A 16,858-nucleotide genomic window follows, 5' to 3' on the forward strand; every position below is an offset into this window, starting at 1 on the left:
TCAAGGTGCGTGAGTGGGCCTTTGACAGACAGTCAGCTACAGGGACCGCCCCTCTGCAGGTGACGGAAGGCCCCTGTCGGAGGCCTGGAACAGGAAAGGGGAAGGCGGAGAATCCGCTCCAAGCTGTGCGGCCACGAGTTCTGCGTAGACGCCCTTGCGCGCAAGCAACTCTTGATGGGTGCCCTGTTCCACCACGCGGCCCTGGTCCATCACCAGGATGCGGTCAGCGTGGAGGACGGTGCTCAGCCGGTGGGCGATGACGATACGGGTGGAGCGCAGCGCGTCCAGGGCCTGCTGGACCCGAGACTCGGTGACGGCGTCGAGCGCGCTGGTGGCCTCGTCGAGGGCGAGAATGGCCGGCTCCATGACCAGGGCCCGGGCAAGGGAGAGCCGCTGTCGCTGGCCACCGGAGAGCGAGGCACCCCCGTCGATGAGCGGAGTTTCGTACCCAAGGGGCATGGCGGCGATGTCGCCATGGATGCAGGCTGTCTTGGCGGCAGCGACGATGCGCTCCAGCGGCAGCGAGGGATCCGCCAGTGCGATATTGGCGCGGATGGTGGCTCCAAACAGGTACGGCCGCTGCGTCACCACGCCAATCTGCCGCCGTACCGAGCCGAACTCGAGCAGGGCGAGGTCCATGTTGTCGTACAGGATGCGACCAGAGGTGGGGACGTGCAGGCCCATCAGCAAGCTGGCCAGCGTGGACTTCCCCGAGCCCGAGCGTCCGACGATGGCGACGAACTGGCCTGGCTCGATGGTAAACGAGACATCCTGGAGTACCATCGGGGCCAGCGGACCATAGCGGAAGCCCACGTTGAAGAACTCGATGCGGCCCTTCAACCGCGGCGCCGGGGAGACCCTGGCCGGGTCCTGCTCCGGGGGCGTCTTAAGCACGTCGTCGATGCGCTCGACGTAGCTGCCCACGAGTTGGAGCTGTCCGGCAGTCTGCATCAGGTTGGACACGGGCCCGAGGAATCCGATGGCCAGCGCGTTCAGGCCGAGCATGGTGCCAAGCGAGAGCTCTCCTCGCAGCACCAGCACGGCTCCATAGAAGAGTACACAGAGAGGCGCGGCGAGCCGCTGCGCCGAGAGGAACGAATCCACCAGCGCGCTCAGCCGGCCGCGCGCCATGGACACATTGAGGACGTCAACGTACAGGTCCGTCCAGTGCTCGATGGAGCGGCTCTCGCTCCCCATCGCCTTGAGCGTCTCGATGCCGGAGAGCATCTCCACCAGGTAGCTGTCGGAGCGGGCCTGGATGTGGAGGTTCTGGGACATCAGGTCCTGCTGGCGGCGCCGTGACAGGAAGAAGGTCACCACCTGGAGAATGCCCAGGCCCGCCACCAGCAGCCCAAGGCCTGAGTTCGCCCACAGCAGCAGCCCGAGGTACAGGCACACCAGCAGGCCGTCCACCATGCCAGAGAGCGCTCCGAAGGAGAGGATCTCTCGGAGGGTGCTGTTACTGTTGACCCGGGCCATCAGGTCGCCAGTGGAGCGGCGCTGGAAGAAACCGTAGGGCAGCGAGGTCAGGTGCTCGATGAAGCCGAACGTCATCCGCGCGTCGAGCATCGTGCGCAGGTCCACCAGTATCCGAGATCGGACCAGTACCGCCAAGAAGTAGAACACCACCAGGGCGGCCATGCCCAGGCCAAGCACCACGAGCAGCGCCTGGTCGTTACGTGGTACCACCCGGTCCACCAGCGCGCCCGTCATCACCGGCACCGCCAGCGCGAACAACTGGAGCATGAGCGAGGTGATGAGGATGCGCGGCAGGTGTCCGGTGTGCTCCAGCACCTGCCGGATATAACGCCACACCCGCGAGGAGGTGTCGGAGCGGCGCTCGAAGCCCTCACCAGGCTCGAAGAGCAGCGCTACGCCAGTGAACTCGCGGCGGAACTCCTCGAGCGAGACGCGCCGCCGCCCGTGTCCGGGATCTACGAGGACCACCGCGTCCTGTTCAAGCCGTTCGAAGACGACGAAGTGGCTGAAGCTCCAGTGCAGCACGGAGGCCGTTGGCAGGTGCTTGAGCTTGTCGACGTCGAGGCTGACGCCCCGGGCGCGCAGGTTGTACCAGCGCCCCGCGTCCAGCAACGTCTTGGCGTTGGTGCCGTCCCGGCTGGAGCCAATCACCTCCCGCACCTCGAGGACGGTGGCCGGCTTGCCGTAATAGCTCAGCACCATGGCCAGGCAGGCGGCGCCGCACTCGGTCGCGTTGAGCTGCTGGATGAAGGGGATGCGGCCCTTGCGCCGTGACTCCCCAAGCCGGGACCAGGCTCGGAGGCCGCGAGGGGGATCTTTTGGAGGCGCGCCGCTGGAAGGGGGGGCCACCTGGGGCTGGGGGTCAGATGCCATGCTCTTTCCGGATGGCCTTCAGGCCGGGAACCAGGCTGATGAGAATGTTCTCCGAGCGGATGGCGATTTCCGCCCGGCCCTGCATGCCCTCATAGAATCCGAGGGTCTTCATGCCGTCGGTAAAGGACGTCGTGGGCAGCCGCGCCTCGACGATGACCGACGACCCCTGGGGGGTAAAGCTGTCCGCGGTCGTCTGTCGCAGGTAGCGGCGCACCTCGGCCGGTCCCACCACCTCGTTACCCACCGACTCGACTGTGAGCGTCTGGTAGGCGTACGGAAAGCCGTCGAGCTCCAGCCTCAGCGGCATGCCGGGGCGCAGCAGCGGACGGTACTGGCCGGGGAACATCACCGCCACGCGGAAGTGGGAGTCGTCCCCGACGAGTGAGAGCGTGAGTTCGCCGGGCTCGAGCTGCTGGCCGGGGCGGATCCGGATGTCGCTCACCCGTCCTGCCCGAGGAGCACGGATGGTGCGCTCGTCCATGCGGGCCAGTGCCAGCTCCCGCTGGACACGCAGCGTGGTGAGCGCCTCTCGTGCGGAGGCATCCGCCGGGTCGCGGAGCATCTTGACGAGCTGGAGCTCGAACTCGTTCTCGATACGGCGCAGCTCCGCAGCCTCGCTGGCGGAGTGCTGGCGGACTAGCACCTGCAGGGCGGTGACGTGCTGGCCCGGGCTCACCTCGACGGAGGTCACCGTCCCTGCTGCCCGAGCAGTCACATCCAGGCGCTCCTCCAGCAGGACGATGGCCGTACCGGAGGCATAGTCATTGATGGACCCGAAGACGCCGAAGGCGAGCGCGACGACGCACATGGCCAGCAGCAGTCGGTAGGTCCACAGGGCCCAATCCGGGGTGAGCTGCAACAGGTGCGCCTCGTGGCGAGGCCTCGCGCGGTGCTCTATCGCCTCTCGGCGGAAGACGCGTGGCCGTTGCTCCGACGCCAGTGAGTTCTGTTCCTTGGTCGGAGAGTCGCTCATGGGGTTGGATGGGCGGAACTGCGGGTGGTGGGCACGGGATGGACACGGACCACCCTGCCCGACAGTCCTGGAGGGTGTTCCCCGGCACCAACTGTGAGCCGGGCCTCCGCGATGATCATTCGGGATGCCGAGTCCACCTCGGGGGAGAAATTCTCGATGATCCCGGGGAGGACGCGCTCGAGGTCCTTGATGCGCACGTCCACCGGCTGGCCGGTGGCGAGGGCAGGGCCCTGCTCCTCCGGGACAGCGAAGCGCACCCACATCTCCGCAGAGCTCACCAGGCGCACGACAGGCGTGCCTCGCGGGGCGGATGCGCCCGGATCCACGTAGCGGGCGGTGACCACTCCATCGAAAGGGGCACGGATGACTTGATCGCGACTTCGTTGCTCAAGCTGCGCCACGCGAGCGAGCTGCTCCTGCACGCGGGCGCGAGCCGCTTCCAGCCGCGAGGCGGCGTACTGTTCCTGGTAGCGCGACGAGGCCAGTTCCTCCTGGGAGAGGGCATCCTGCCGGAGCTCGGCGGCCTTCCGGTTGCGTGCGTTCCGCTCCAAGGCTTCCTGGTGTTCCAGGGCCGCTTTCTCCTCGTCTGCGCGGCTCGCGCGCAGCAGCGCCCGTGCCACTTCCAGCTCGTTCTTCACCTGCTGATCATCGAGCTGCGCGAGGACCTGATTCCGGGCGACCCGGTCCCCCAGTCGCACGCGCACCTCGGTGACCAGTCCTTCCACACGGGTGGAGACATCGACGGTATCCCGGTTGACGATCACTCCGGTGAAGCCCGCCAACGACGTTGGCGCGGCGTGGTGGCCCTGCTCGTCGTATCCGGGGCGCGAGGTGCCGGTTTCAACGACCTTCCCGTGCGCTCCCGTACGCAGACGGAGCAGCAAACCCATGCACACCAGGGTGAGCGCGATACCAGCTGCCGCAAGTGCAAACATTTTCATCAATACGTTTCCGGGAGATCTCAGGATTCGGTGCGAGGAACGAACGATTGAACAGTGCCTCGGAAATCCAGACACATTCCAGTGGCCACCCCGGAGACGGGAGCGGACGGCCGCCCTCCTGCCTTCCGTGCAATTGTAGGACGGTGATCTGGAATGGAGTCTGGGCCAGAACGAGTGTCATCTTGTCTTCAGTGGTCTGGTGGGTTGGCCGCCATGCCGCGCCTCCGGACTTTGTCCGAGACTTCCACTGACCTACCTACTCAGACACATGCGCTCACTCCAGTCCGTGCCCCGCATCCTGCTGGCCCCCGTCCTGCTGGTGGCGGCTACTTCGGCCATCGCGCGGGGCTCGCGCACTCATGAGGATGCAATGCCTCCTGTCACCTTGAGCGGGCCTGCCATGAAGGTCCGCCTCGACCTACTCGCGAACCTCACCTACCAACTCGATTGTGTTTCGGGGCTCCCCATCTCGTGCAGCCAGGAGAACTACCGGGTGTTATGGGAGCGCGAGTTCCTGCACTCCCAGTCGGACAGGGAGCGGGTGGACGAGTGGCGTAGGGGGAGGGAGCGGTACATGGAACCCCTCGTCCTCCCGTTCGATGGGCAGGAGGGCGTGCCTCCGCCGCTCGCAGGCCGGACTGGGTTGGTGCGCCTGTTCGACAAGGCTCGTGGGGCAGGCTTCCAGGCGACGTCTTTGCGCGACTACGAAAGACTCCTGGAGTTGCTCACGACTCCGGAGGACGGAGCGCGCCTCGTGGCGGTGGTCCGCCACTTCGCGCCGCGCTTCGAGGCGTGGTGGAGGCGCGAGGCACTTCCGGCAGGCCAGCCGTACAGGCAGCGGATGGAGACGCTCCTGAAAGAGTCACGCATCGCGGCGCGTGTCGCGCAGTTCACACGCTTTTATGGCTCGCGTCAGGTGACAGAGGCCCCCTTGGAGCTCGTGCTGCTCTATCGCCCCAAACTGACATCTGAGGGAACGGGGGGAGAGCAGCTCGAGCGGCGCTCCCTAGTGGAGTTCGTGGCGGGAGAACAGCCCGAGGAGCGTCTGGATGTCGTGCTCCACGAACTCTGTCATTACCTGTACGCACGCATGCCGCTCTCCAGCCTCCAGGAGCTTGAGACGAGGTTCGTGAGGCAGATGGCAGGAGGCCGCCGGCCCAGCGTCATCTCCGCGTACAACCTGCTGGACGAGGCGCTCGCCACGGCATTCGGCAATGGCCTCATCGGGCGGGCGATGCTTCCGGCGGAGCGCTTCGACGCGCTCATGGCGAAGCCGCTCTCGTTCTACAACGAGCCTTCCGTCGATCTCGCCGGTAAGAGCCTATTGCCCTGGCTTGAGGGTTGGCTCAGCGCGGGGCACACCCTGGCGCACCCTGAGTTCGTGCCGCGGTACGTGGCGGAACTGGAGCGCGCCTTTGGTCCGGCGCTTTCGACGCCGAAGCTCTATCTCAACCACCTGCTTTTATTATCCGACGAGACCTACGGAATCTCGTTCCGCCACATGGTGCGGGCGGCGCTTCAGCCAGCGGCCTCATTCGTTGTGGAGGAACCCTGCTGTGGGGAGAAGATGCGTACCGAGTACCAGGACAAGCTGAACCTGGGCGCACTCGTGATAGTGCACCCCTCACGGTTGGATTCGCTGGTGGATGCGGGGGTGCTCGGCGCGCTAGACGTAGGCGTCTTGCGGCCCCGGGTCGACTCACGAGGGGCGGCGCTGTTCGGCTTCCAGCGCGCTTCAGGCTCGTATGCGTTCGTGATTGCCGCACGCGACGCAGAGGGGGTCGAGTGCATGGTGCGGCACCTCGCCGGAGCTCCGGCCCTGTTTACCGGGCTTGTGGGGGAGGAGGGCTTCCCCCAGGGCACTGATTGCCGCTGATGCGGAGCAAGACCGTACGGGCAGCCCTGTCATCGGGAGTCTACCTGGGCAGTCGCCCGGGTCATGTACTGGGTGTTGCTTACCTCGGTCTCCTGCGTCTCCTGCTCCCGCGCCGAGAGCGTCTGCGACAGGGCCCGTATCCGCATTGTGCGCAGGCCCGCTACCATTCCGGAGAGGCGGGCCACACATACGGTGCGGCCCATCGCCTGGAGCATGCCGTGCAGCCGGCGGGAGTCGGCGAAGAGCAGCTCCGCGTCCGTGGAGACGTAGTCGGGCCTCCCTGCATCGGGCACCATCGCGGTGTGGGTGTGCCAGCCGCCCGCCAGTCCGTGCCCGGCTTCGTACGCGTGCAGATCCTCATGCGACAGTTCCGACAGGACTCCGGCGGGGCCTGCCCGGCCGTGCCCCATCGGATGGCTGCTGCACACGACGGAGGCCGCCCGCGACACGCACGCTCCTGGGCCGGCTACTGGAGGAGGGCATCAACCGGGGCGCCGACCGCACCGTCCGAGTGGTCCGCACGCCGCTCGACGTGTCCCAGTTGCACCTGTGGCGGCTGCGGCTGGCGGGAACGCCGCATGACCGGGGCGGCATGGGCGTGGGGCTCTCCATCGCGCAGAAGATCATCCAGCACCATGGGGACATCTCGCATTGGAGAGCCGCGAGGGGGAGGGCACCACCGCCCGCATCTGCCTCCCGCTGCTCACAGCGCACTCCGGCCTCCAGCCCATTCCTCATGAGCAGGACGGTGCTCTCGCGTGAGCGCAACACGCGGCGCCCTCAGTGCCCGGCTGAAGATGACCGACTTCTCCACCATCTGTGCGCGCCCCCAAACAACGCGGCGAATACAGCGCTCCTGCACTGGCAGGACCGGCTCTTCACCCTGCATGTGCAGAGTCGCCCCACCGAAGGAGCACTCCAATGGCCTGCACACGCGAGCGCTGCAAATACGGGGGCCAAAGCAGCCTACTTCCATGTGCCCCTCTGGTGCGGGACCGTGCGTTTCCTGCGGAGTACCCAGGTGGGCGTTCACTGCACCCCGGAGACGCATCATGGCTGTCAATTCCCTCAAGTCCTTTCTCCTGACCCCTCTGACCCTGGCCACGCTCATCGGATGTGGTGGTGAGGTGCTGGAGCCTCGCCCGGGTTGCAGACCGCAGCCCAGGCGTCTGGCTGTCCTTGCAGACCCAGTCTAGAATCAGTCCCAGAAACGGCCGAGTGGCAGGTGCCCTCATCCCGCCGGAGCAGAGCGCCACCCATGCGGCTCAATCCTCGGGCGCGTCCTCTTCGATTTCGAAGAGGACAATCCCTGCGGCACGGGGAGATTTCGACAAAGCCGTGTCCAGCGTGTCGGCCGTGTCTGCTCCCTCCACCGCCATCAAGAGAACTGGGCTTTCACCGGGCTCCAACTTCCAGCGTCTACCGGGCATCCATCCCTGGGAGGTTCTCGACTGATAAAACACCCGGACATGCTCGCCGGGGGCTTGGTAGGGGTGTATTTCGAGCGTGAGCCCCACCTTGACGGAGAGCGACTCGATGTCTCCCCATGCAGGGGCGGTCAGCAACTCAGGAGCCCTGACGGTAGGGCCCAGGAGTGCTGTGAGTGGGGGGGGCTCTAGATGAACTCTCAGCGCCACTCCCGAGGGGAAGCGTGTCTTGCGCCGGAGCCTGCTCAAGGCTGACGCGAGCCAGGGATGGCTGAGGACTTCCATCGCGAACCGGTCGATGGTCTCGCGCTGCGTAACGGCCTGGGCCCATCGAGTTGCTGCGTCCGGCGTTGCGAGCAGGGCCCGCCAGGCCTCAGGGGTCTCCGGGTCATCCTCGCCTTGGACGAGTGCATCGAGCGTCACGAAGTCCACGGGCTTGCGGCTCAAGGGCGCCTCCTACTTGCGACGGATGGAAGCGCTTCGATGCGGCGCTCCAATTCAGGGCTTGCTCCCTCATCTAGGGCAAATGCGGTGAGGGTGGTCTTGGTCACGGACATGCGCAAGAGCTGCCACTCCATGAGTGCCACGGCGTCCGCTGTCTCCGTTGGCACGTCGAGGGAGCTGATCAACTGGTGGATGAGCGCGCTCACTCCCTCACGCCGCAGGCGTTGGATCGCTCTCTTTTCCTTTGGAGCTGACAGGGGCAGTGCCGCGGCGATCTCCTCCTCTGTTCGACGGTAGGGCGGCACGTTCTGACATCGGCGGAACAGCCATTCAGCTACCGCGAGATGTGAGGGTACGGCGTCCTTCTCGTGGAGAAGCAGCCTGCAGAAGAGGCATGCGAAGCGGAACAGCGCATCATGGATTCGGATGCTCCGCTCTTTCTTCATCCGGGGTTCGTGCGCGGGCTCGGGGATTGGCAACTCGAACCATAGGGAGCGCAGCTCCTCCGTGGCCCGGAGCCACCATGTGACGAGGTCCGGACAGGTACGAGCGAGCAGCTCCGACAATGTGTGGGAGAGCCGCTCTACCAGTCGTTGCACATCCAGGTCGGGTGCGGGCGCTACTTCCGATTCAGGGGGCTCGGCAGGAGCCAGGTCCCGTCGGCATGCCGCCTCCAGTTGCTGCATCTTCCGCTGGAAGCCCGCTGCTCCCTCTCGCTGGGAGAGCCAGAAACGCGCCTGGGTGAAGAGACGCCAGCTGCGCGAAGGCGGGCCGAGCTTTCCCGGCTTCAGAGTGCCGGTAGCGAACCGTTCGAGACACCAGTCGACGGCGTCATCAAGGGTGCGGAACCGGAACGCGTCGAGCAGGTTCTGCTCGCCGTAGGGCTTCGCCACTTGTGCAAGGCTATGACGGAGCAGGAGGGCGAGGACTTCACGGTGCTCCTGCACCAGCGAGGCGCATCCCGCCTTGGACCAGTCGGTGATGGGGGTCTCCAGCCGGTTCATGTGCTACGCCCCCCACCAACGGAAAGCCGCGAGGTGTACTGGCTGGCACAGCTCTTCTACCAGCTCATCTCCGGACAGGTTCACAACCAGGGGAGATTCAGCTCCATTGGCGAACGGCACGAGCTGGCTCGGGTCGATGTTGAACACGAGCGTCGCAGCGGATTGTCTCAGGTGGTCGAGCAACTCCAGCACCTGCCGCACTGTCCGCTGACCCGCCTGACGTCGAAGCTCTTGCAGGGCCGCACCCGTCAATCTGAGCGCTTCTTTCAGCGCCTCGGGGCGGTGGCCAATCCGCCGTCGAATCAGCCCGTAATGCTCGCACACCAGTGCCTTGACGATGTCGTGGACAGGCCATGCTAGGTCGATGACCGCCAATGCGCCATTGGCAAGGAAGCTCGCGGCGAGCCCGGGGATGCGGTCTCCATCATTGCGCAAGGGGTGCAGCATTCCCGCGCTTCCAGCGGTGCATGCCCAGATTTCGACCACCTCACAGCGAGGCATGATCATCCCGTGGGTATTTCGGTCCCGGAGTGCTCTTTGTCCCTCCAACTGCATGAGCGCCAGCGTGTCGTTGAGCGAGTCCACCTTGCCGACGCCATACAGTCGCAGTGTGCGAATCCGTGAGGCCTGGGGCTCCAGGGTTCCCACCTCCACCACGCGGCTGCCGCTGAGATCTCCGGGGTCGACCACCAGGTATGGTGGATGAACGCGCCGGAGCGTTTCCACCGCAGCCTCGCCGAACCCGGTGGTTTCCTTCTCGCGGTCTCGGGCGAGCAGGCAGGCCGTGAAGTCCTCATCCTCACGTTCCCTCGGCGGGAGGGAGAAACCAATCGATGGCATGTGGACGAGCGCTTCTACCTGATGCGCGAGGATCCCCCCCGCGAGCTTCAAGCCAAGCAGCGGCAACTCACGCAGGGCTCCCGGAGCCAGGACACTCCACTTCAACTTCTTTCGGGCCTGCGCAATTCGAAGCAGTGACTCGAGCACCGGCGCCAGCTGTTCCTCCACCATGTGCCACGCGTTCCTCCGCATGTCCGAGGAGGACCCCCGGCGGGAGGTGGCATCCTCCTCGGAGGGGCGCAGCACGCCCAGGAGCGCGCCCTGGATCAGGGCCTTCTCCAGCAGGAACGTCCGCTGACCGTGCGAGTGCCCATCGTTCCAGTACGCCATGATTAGCAGTTCCCCCCGAGGCTCGATCACCAGCCCGAGAACACCGTAGCCATCAGAGAGGTTCCTGAGGGCCTTCTCATTCTCCTCGAGGTCTCGCCTTGGTTCGATGACGCTGGTCACGCCAGGGAATTCCTGGACGCCCATGAGCTTGCGGCCCCGCTCATCCGCTTCAAGGAGCGTTGCCCAGGTCTTGGCGATGCTCGCCTCGATCCAGGCGGAGAGGCAGGTGGCCTCGAAGGCGGTGGTGTGTGGAGGACGCGTTCCCTCCTTGCGGAGCGAGAGACACGTTTCGCCGAGGGTCCAGGCCGTCAGATCCGTGTCCACCTTCAGTCCCTGAACCAGGGATTGCGAGGACAGGGCATAGGGGTCCAGGTGGTGAGGATGAGGCTTGGGGAGTGTTGGATCCAAGCTGGGAAACAGGGCCGCATCGGACAGTGCCGTGTGAAGCAGCCGCCGGATCCTCAATAGATCCCACAGGTATTGCATGGCCGGCGGGAGGGACTCCAACCCCAGCGCTTCTGGCAGCCGCGCGAGCCGATGGAGCACGGTCAGACGCAGATCGCACGAGTACTGCAGGCAGGCGAGGAGGTGAACAACGTCTTCCGGGTGCGCGCGGGCATGTCCCGCCAGATACCCGTTGAGCATCCATCGGTATGCCGGTCCCAGCGTTCCCGTCATCCGCACCAGGGCAGAGCGGTCATCGGACGGGTACCCCCAGAGCGCGACCTCCATCCGATTGAGTGCGTGGTTGGAGGCCTTGGGCAGCATGCCCGCGCCCGGCCGCGGCCCTTCTTGCACCGCCTTGTGGTTGACTACGGCAACGAGCTCCTTCGGCGGCAGAAACCCCACGGCTTCATCAATATTCAAAGGCGCGTCACCCAGACGTTCGAGCAGGCCGTGCAGACGATAGACGGCCGCCGCAGTCTCTCGATGGGGCCAGGTCTGCGGGGCGAGCTTGCGTATCGCATCGATGCTGCTCGCGTTTTGCGCACGCACCGTCGGGGATCCCATGGCGATCAGCTCGGCCGCGATCGTGGCTACTCGGAGAGCTTCGAATGTGTCTGGACCTATCCTTTCCAGAGCTGGGAAGATTTCCTCGAGCGCTGCCTGAACCGCATGATCGGGCTCCTCCTCCTGCTGGTGCGCACGCTTAAGGAAGTTCAACCGGGCCCGCGCCGCCATGGTGTCGGCGGATAGGTCCGCGAAGCTGGGAGAGAGACCGGCCAGAAGTCCCTCCGCCCGGGCCAGGGGCACGGTGTAGGGGAGCATGGGGCGGACATCCCCTCGCTGGGCGACCTCCAGCCAGAGATGCGCGGCCTCCACGGAGAGTCGCTCCCGCTCGTGTGACGAGATGCCTGGAACCGCAAGCGCCTCATGGACCCACGCCAGCGCAGCAAGCAGGTTGTCGGATTGAGAGGAGTTCAGCCGATCGCGCAGCACACGAGCCACCGCCAGGGCTCGTTCCGGCGAAGGGGACTCACCGGGCTCGGGGGTGGCCTCGCTTTCGAGCCAAGTATCCTGCAACTCATCGAAGGAAACCGGTGACGGCGGTTCCTGGGCGAGGAGTTGTTCCAACTGCGCCCGCTCCTCGTCAGTGAGCGCCCGGTCGGAGACTGGTGTCCATTCCTTCTCGGCCCTCCACTCCGGTAGGCCCACGAAGCGGATGCCTGCCCACGCAACCGGGCATGACAGTCGCACTTCCAGCTCGCCCACCTGGTGCTCGCTCATCTGCTCCGGAACGGGGCCCAGCATCCTCAACACAGGGCCGCGGACGTCATGCTCTGGAGGGAGGCCCAAGGTTCCAGCGAAAGAGGCGATGGCCTCACCGACGGGAAGCCTCCGCAGGGACTCGAGTAGCAACGGCAGACTCTGCTCGAGCCACTGCCGCTGGGCGCCAGCCAGGGCTCGAGCAGGCTCGTCGCCTGCGGCGAGCCGCCGCCGGTATTCCCGAGCCAAGATCGCGGTCACCAGGTCGGGCACGGACCACTGTGTCCCGATGGCGGTTCTCACCCCGCTCGTCAGCAGAATGTGGTCCAGTCCGTAGCCCTCGTTCGCGGGCCGTGTCAGGGGATCATGGGGAAGGTTGGCGCCCGACTGACACGCCCAGATCTCCACCCGCTCCATGCCGTACAGCAACCCTGCTTTGAGCTTGCCGAAGTCGAGCGTCTCCCTCTTGAGCTCGAGCTGGGGCCATTCTCCAGCAGTGTGCTCTCCGTGGGTGTAGATGCTGAGGGTACGGGCCTCAGAGAGGGCACCTTGGATGGCCTCGAGCGTTGCCTCCTCCCCCACCAGACAGCGTTCGCCAGGGCGCAGAGCTTGGAAGGCGATGGGGTGGAAGTGTGTCCCCCCGGGGATGACCACCCACTCTTCCCTTCGAGGGGATGTGGGGGCCGGGCGGGTGCGCAGCGGAAAGAGGCTGGGGAGCCAGATGATGGACTCGAACCGGTCGATGAGCCGGCTGCCTACGGGGCCGAGCGCGGCGAGCGGGAGGAACGTCGACACGTGCGAGGGCAGCAGGACGGCGCGTGCCCATGTCTCCGAGGGCAATGCCGCTGATAAGTCGAGTTCCCGCAGCATTTGGGAGAGAAGCTCGGACTTTGTGAAGGTCGCACTGTGCTCAGCGGCCTGCCGGATGAGGCTGAAGACCTCCGGACGAATGGGACAGGTGGTGCTCCGTGCCTTCAGTTCGTCACCTTCGAGGCACACGGTGATGGCCAGGAGCTCCTGCCCTTGCACGAAGATTCGTATCAGGACAGAGCCTGGATGTTGGCGGAGCACGGTCGTCAGCTCCTCTGGGCCGAGGTTCTGATTGAGGACGCGTTGGACCTCCGCGTAGGTCTTGTCCACTCGGGCGAGCGCGTAGCGCAGCCGGATCACCTGCTGGCGCCCCTTTTCGACCAGCGTGTCGAAGTACTCTGAGGGAACGGGTGTCTTTCGGGCGGCGATGCAACTGGGCCGCATGAAGGCGGAGTCCTTGTCCTCGGCAGGCTGCTTCAGCTGGGGAATGATGCCGTCGAGGAACTTCCGCTGCTCATCAGGGGCCTGGCGCTTCATCGACTGCGCGAAGGAGTCGAGCATGTACGTCTGGCCCATGTGATTCATCAGCTCGTCGTAAAGCGCCTTGGCCAAAGGCTCCTCGGGCCTGCGCACATGAGAGGAAAGGTTCTCGGCGAAGCGGAAACCGCTCGTATTCTCGAGTGCCAGGAAGGCGTGCAGTGAATCGTGCTGGTCCTGCGCAAGGATGCACGCCACAAACTCAGCAGCATGCTGCATATCGATTGAAGCCGCGTCCGCCTCGAAGTCGGAGATGGTGGCCTCGGCCCGATGCTGGATGGCTTTCTCGATGAATCCGCTCAGCAGCTCGATGGCGGCCTGACGTCCATCGGAACGCCTGAGCAGGGCAGCCAGGTGCCCTAGGTGCTCGAACTGGTCCAGCACGTTCCATCGCACCTGTTCCAGCAAGGTTCGGGCGCAGGTCACCCGGTCGGGGGTATCCCCAGCGAGGATAAGCTCCGCGAGTTCCATGCGTGCGAGCGCTTGGTACTTCGGGTCCCCCGCTTGGATGACCTCTTTCGCCAGGTGCTCGGCCCGCTTGAAATCCTGCTTGCGTCCACGCACGCGCAGCAGGCTCGCGGAGGAGAGACGGGCCCGCAGGGGGATGGCATTGCGGGAGGGGCCGAAGAACTCTTGGGCACGTTGGGCGCAGTCCGCCGCCCGGTCATACTCGCGGAGGGCACGCTCGACCTCTCCACGCTCGGTGCCCAGGAAGTTGGCGAGGTTCAAGTGGACCTCGGAGAGCTGCTGAAGGCCCATCTGACCGCAGCCCTCCAGTCGCCAGATGGCACCCCTATAGCGCCGTTCGATCTCCTCGAAGAGCGGCGCCCGCTCTTCCCGTGCGACCTGTTGAGCCATCCGGCGCAGGCAGACAGCGAGAGAACTCTCGGTTTCGGCGGAGCGGAGCGGAGCGCGTTGGCGGGCCGGTGATTGCAGGGCACGGCTGTAGAGTTGCCTGGCTGTGGTGAGCGCGAAGAAGTTCTCCTGTTCAGCCGCTAGTGCATGCGCCAAGTCGTGGCGAGCGGCTGCTGCCGCAGCGCTGTCATCCGCCTCCGGATGGAGCGCCAGCGCTTGGTGGAAGAGTGGGAGCGCTTCCTCCCTGCGGCCCAGGTCAAGCAGGCTCTGAGCTCGAAGACGCAGGTTCCAGGATTCGGGGTTATCTGAGAGGGCCTGGTCGTAGGCTTTCTCTTCCTGAAGTGTATGTAGACCCTTCCGGGCTTCCGCGAAGAGCTTCTTCTTGGACTTCACCATGTGGCATCCTCCTGTACCCATAGCGGGACGCTTCAGTAGGGTTTCCCCGAACATGTCCGCTTCGGGCGGAGGCCTCTGACTTTGGTTCAGGCGTGTGAGTACTAGCTAGCGAAGCCAACGAGCGCGGAGGTGGTTGCGTGACGCGCCCAAGTGCCCCGGAATGTGCCCTTCCAGAGCGGATTCAGATGGATCCAGGGGGAACGACCCGGGACATCGCGGAAGGCGAACCCGAGAAAATTCAAGGCGATAGCGGATAAGGGCGCGTCCTGCTTGATGTTTCCTACCGCCATGCCTCGGGTTCGATCCCCGGCTCGTGCACTCCCACGCTCGGGTCAATACGTGGCTTTGAGCGACGTCCCGCTGTACGTGGCATAGCCATACAGCATGACGTAGATGCGCTGGTTGCTCGTCTGCGGCGCGGAGTTGCACGTCTCGCTGTTGCCGGTGAGGTACGGGCGGCAGTCGTACGCGGTCCGTGTCGGTGCCGTGCCAATGCGGACGTACAGGTCCACATCACCGGTGCCGCCGCTCATCACATACGAAGAGGCGCGGCTGGCCGGCACGTCGATGCAGTAGTACTTCGACGAACCCGTCGCGCCGGAGATTCCGGTGACAGGCACACCGTTGGTCAGCAGCGTGCACGGCGGAGGCGGCACGCCCACGCCCACGGACTCCCAGGCCAGCTTCACCGCGTCCTGCGTGGCGGTGTCGTAGCCCAGGACCGCGGCGGCCTGGACGGTCAACGCCTTGGCCTGCTCGAAATTGGTCGAGGGAACGTAGAAGTCCGTGCTGGCCTTGTTCCAGATGCGGATGGCCTTCTCGACGCCGATGGCTGGCACCACGACGGCGGAGCGGCCACGGGGATGCGTGCCTCCCTTGGCCAGCAGGGCGAACGCCAGGTTCGGTACGCCCGAGCTGTAGTGCACGTCCGTGGTGGACGTCACGTTCGGCGCCCAGTCGAACGAAAGGGCGTCGCGGACCGGGTCATCCATGTAGCGGATCGCATCCCCGGCGGTGGCTGGCGTCCAGACGTCCTCGCCAATCTTCCAGATGTCCGCCGCAGTGCTCCACGCGCCCGAAGCCCAGCTCTCGCACGCGGCCGCGAAGGTGTCGGACAGGGCCTCGTTCAGGCCACCGGACTGGCCGGCGTACGTGAGGTTGGACTCGCGCTCGGTCACCGCGTGCGTCAGCTCATGCACCGTCAGATCCGCGTCCCTGCCCAGCTCGATGGAGTTCTGGTTGTCGCCGTCGCCGTAGACCAGTTGCGTGCCGTTCCAGTACGCATTCACGTAGTTACGGTCGAAGTGGACGGTGCTGATGAGCGGCCCGCCAAGGGTGTTGCCCAGGTCGCGCCCGGCCACCGCCAGGTAGCATTGATAGGCCAGCCCGAGCTGGTCGTAGTTCTTGTCGACATGCGTGTCGCCCGTTGCGGCCTGTCCCTCGCTCCGCTTGAGCGTGCCCGGCAGCGTCGTGCCGTTGTTCGCGCTGTACACGCGGCGGTTGAGCGCTGAGTGGATCTCCGGAGCCACCAGGACGATGGAGCCATCGGTGGCACTCACGTAGACGCGGTCGCGCAGGGGCATGTCCGGCCCCTCACCCGAGACGCGCACCTCATATGCGAGCTCGAGCTGCTGGTCGTCCTGCGAGCGGAGGTAGACGAGGCGCGGGGATCCGTCGACCACGAGTCCCGTGCCCCGGGTGGCTCGCAGGGCGGCCGTGCTCGCCGCCAGGGCGGAGAGGGTGGGCTTCGCGGACAGCTGTCCACCACCGCCGCGCGCCGTGCCGTTGGCCGCGAAGATGTGGCCCTGTGCGTCGACATGCACCACCAGTTCCTCGCCCACCACCGGCAGCCCGTTCAGTGTCTGGCCGTAGCGCAGGTGCGTGACGCCTTGCTCGTCCACGCTCACCCTGCGCACCACCAGGTCGGAGGCGCTCAGGCGGAAGGTCGCGGCGATGTCCGGCAGAGCATGGGCGATGGCTCGGTGCGCGTCCGCCGTGGCAGAGCCTGTCAGCGAGAAGGCCGCGGTACCCAGCCTGCCTTCGAGCGTGTGGGGAATGCCGTCACCATGCTGGCCGACGACGCGGGCGCCCGGCATCGCGGCCAACGCGCTCCGCACTCCCGCCAGTTCGTCCAGCTTCGCGGTGCCGGTGAGCTTCGAGTCCCCCTCGCCGACATCGCAGGCGGAGAGGGGCAGGGTGGCGAGGAGTGCTGCAACGAGGTGCGTGCGAACCAAAGGTCCTCCTACTCGGCGGCAGGGGATGTCGCGCTGGCAGCACTGCTGTTCGCCGCCTTCAAAGTCAGCTCAGCAGCGCGGGCAGTATAGGCGGAGGAGAGCGGGGGGCACGCGGCCCCCGCTCGTTTCCCG

General features: G+C 65.8%; 9 protein-coding genes. 1 reads left to right on the forward strand and 8 read right to left on the reverse strand.

The features are described 5' to 3' along the window. Positions 1 to 36: 36 nt before the first annotated feature. From OV427_RS38540 to OV427_RS38550, 3 genes are read right to left on the reverse strand one after another with little or no spacing between them, the layout of a single operon-like run. Positions 37 to 2,352 (reverse strand): peptidase domain-containing ABC transporter, encoded by a 2,316-nt coding sequence (locus OV427_RS38540; RefSeq protein WP_267861220.1) that lies wholly within the window; start codon positions 2,350 to 2,352, stop codon positions 37 to 39. Then, positions 2,342 to 3,325 (reverse strand): efflux RND transporter periplasmic adaptor subunit, encoded by a 984-nt coding sequence (locus OV427_RS38545; protein ID WP_267861221.1) that lies wholly within the window; start codon positions 3,323 to 3,325, stop codon positions 2,342 to 2,344. Before OV427_RS38545 ends, OV427_RS38540 begins: the two co-directional genes overlap by 11 nt. Then, positions 3,322 to 4,266 carry an efflux RND transporter periplasmic adaptor subunit gene (locus OV427_RS38550; protein ID WP_267861222.1) on the reverse strand — a complete coding sequence of 315 codons (945 nt, stop codon included), beginning with the start codon at positions 4,264 to 4,266 and terminating at the stop codon, positions 3,322 to 3,324. Before OV427_RS38550 ends, OV427_RS38545 begins: the two co-directional genes overlap by 4 nt. A gap of 400 nt (positions 4,267 to 4,666) precedes the next feature. On the opposite strand from OV427_RS38550, the gene OV427_RS38555 reads away from it, so the two are divergent. Continuing rightward, a complete protein-coding gene (locus tag OV427_RS38555) occupies positions 4,667 to 6,142 on the forward strand; it encodes a hypothetical protein (RefSeq protein WP_267861223.1) in 1,476 nt (491 codons plus the stop codon). 29 nt (positions 6,143 to 6,171) lie between these two features. On the opposite strand, the gene OV427_RS38560 is transcribed toward OV427_RS38555, so the two are convergent. From OV427_RS38560 to OV427_RS38580, 5 genes are all read right to left on the reverse strand, one after another. Then, complete coding sequence (locus OV427_RS38560; RefSeq protein ID WP_267861224.1) at positions 6,172 to 6,591, reverse strand: hypothetical protein; 420 nt, start codon at positions 6,589 to 6,591, stop codon at positions 6,172 to 6,174. A gap of 816 nt (positions 6,592 to 7,407) precedes the next feature. Continuing rightward, a complete protein-coding gene (locus OV427_RS38565; protein WP_267861225.1) occupies positions 7,408 to 8,016 on the reverse strand; it encodes a hypothetical protein in 609 nt (202 codons plus the stop codon). After that, positions 8,013 to 9,017 (reverse strand): hypothetical protein, encoded by a 1,005-nt coding sequence (locus OV427_RS38570; RefSeq protein ID WP_267861226.1) that lies wholly within the window; start codon positions 9,015 to 9,017, stop codon positions 8,013 to 8,015. The genes OV427_RS38565 and OV427_RS38570 overlap by 4 nt, the downstream gene beginning before the upstream one ends. Positions 9,018 to 9,020: 3 nt before the next feature. After that, positions 9,021 to 14,492 (reverse strand): CHAT domain-containing protein, encoded by a 5,472-nt coding sequence (locus OV427_RS38575; RefSeq protein ID WP_267861227.1) that lies wholly within the window; start codon positions 14,490 to 14,492, stop codon positions 9,021 to 9,023. Positions 14,493 to 14,824: 332 nt separating this feature from the next. Further along, the gene (locus OV427_RS38580) at positions 14,825 to 16,726 is read right to left on the reverse strand and encodes a M4 family metallopeptidase (RefSeq protein ID WP_267861228.1); all 1,902 of its coding nucleotides are present in this window, start codon (positions 16,724 to 16,726) and stop codon (positions 14,825 to 14,827) included. Positions 16,727 to 16,858: the final 132 nt, after the last annotated feature.

Source organism: Pyxidicoccus sp. MSG2, assembly GCF_026626705.1.
Classification (GTDB): domain Bacteria; phylum Myxococcota; class Myxococcia; order Myxococcales; family Myxococcaceae; genus Myxococcus.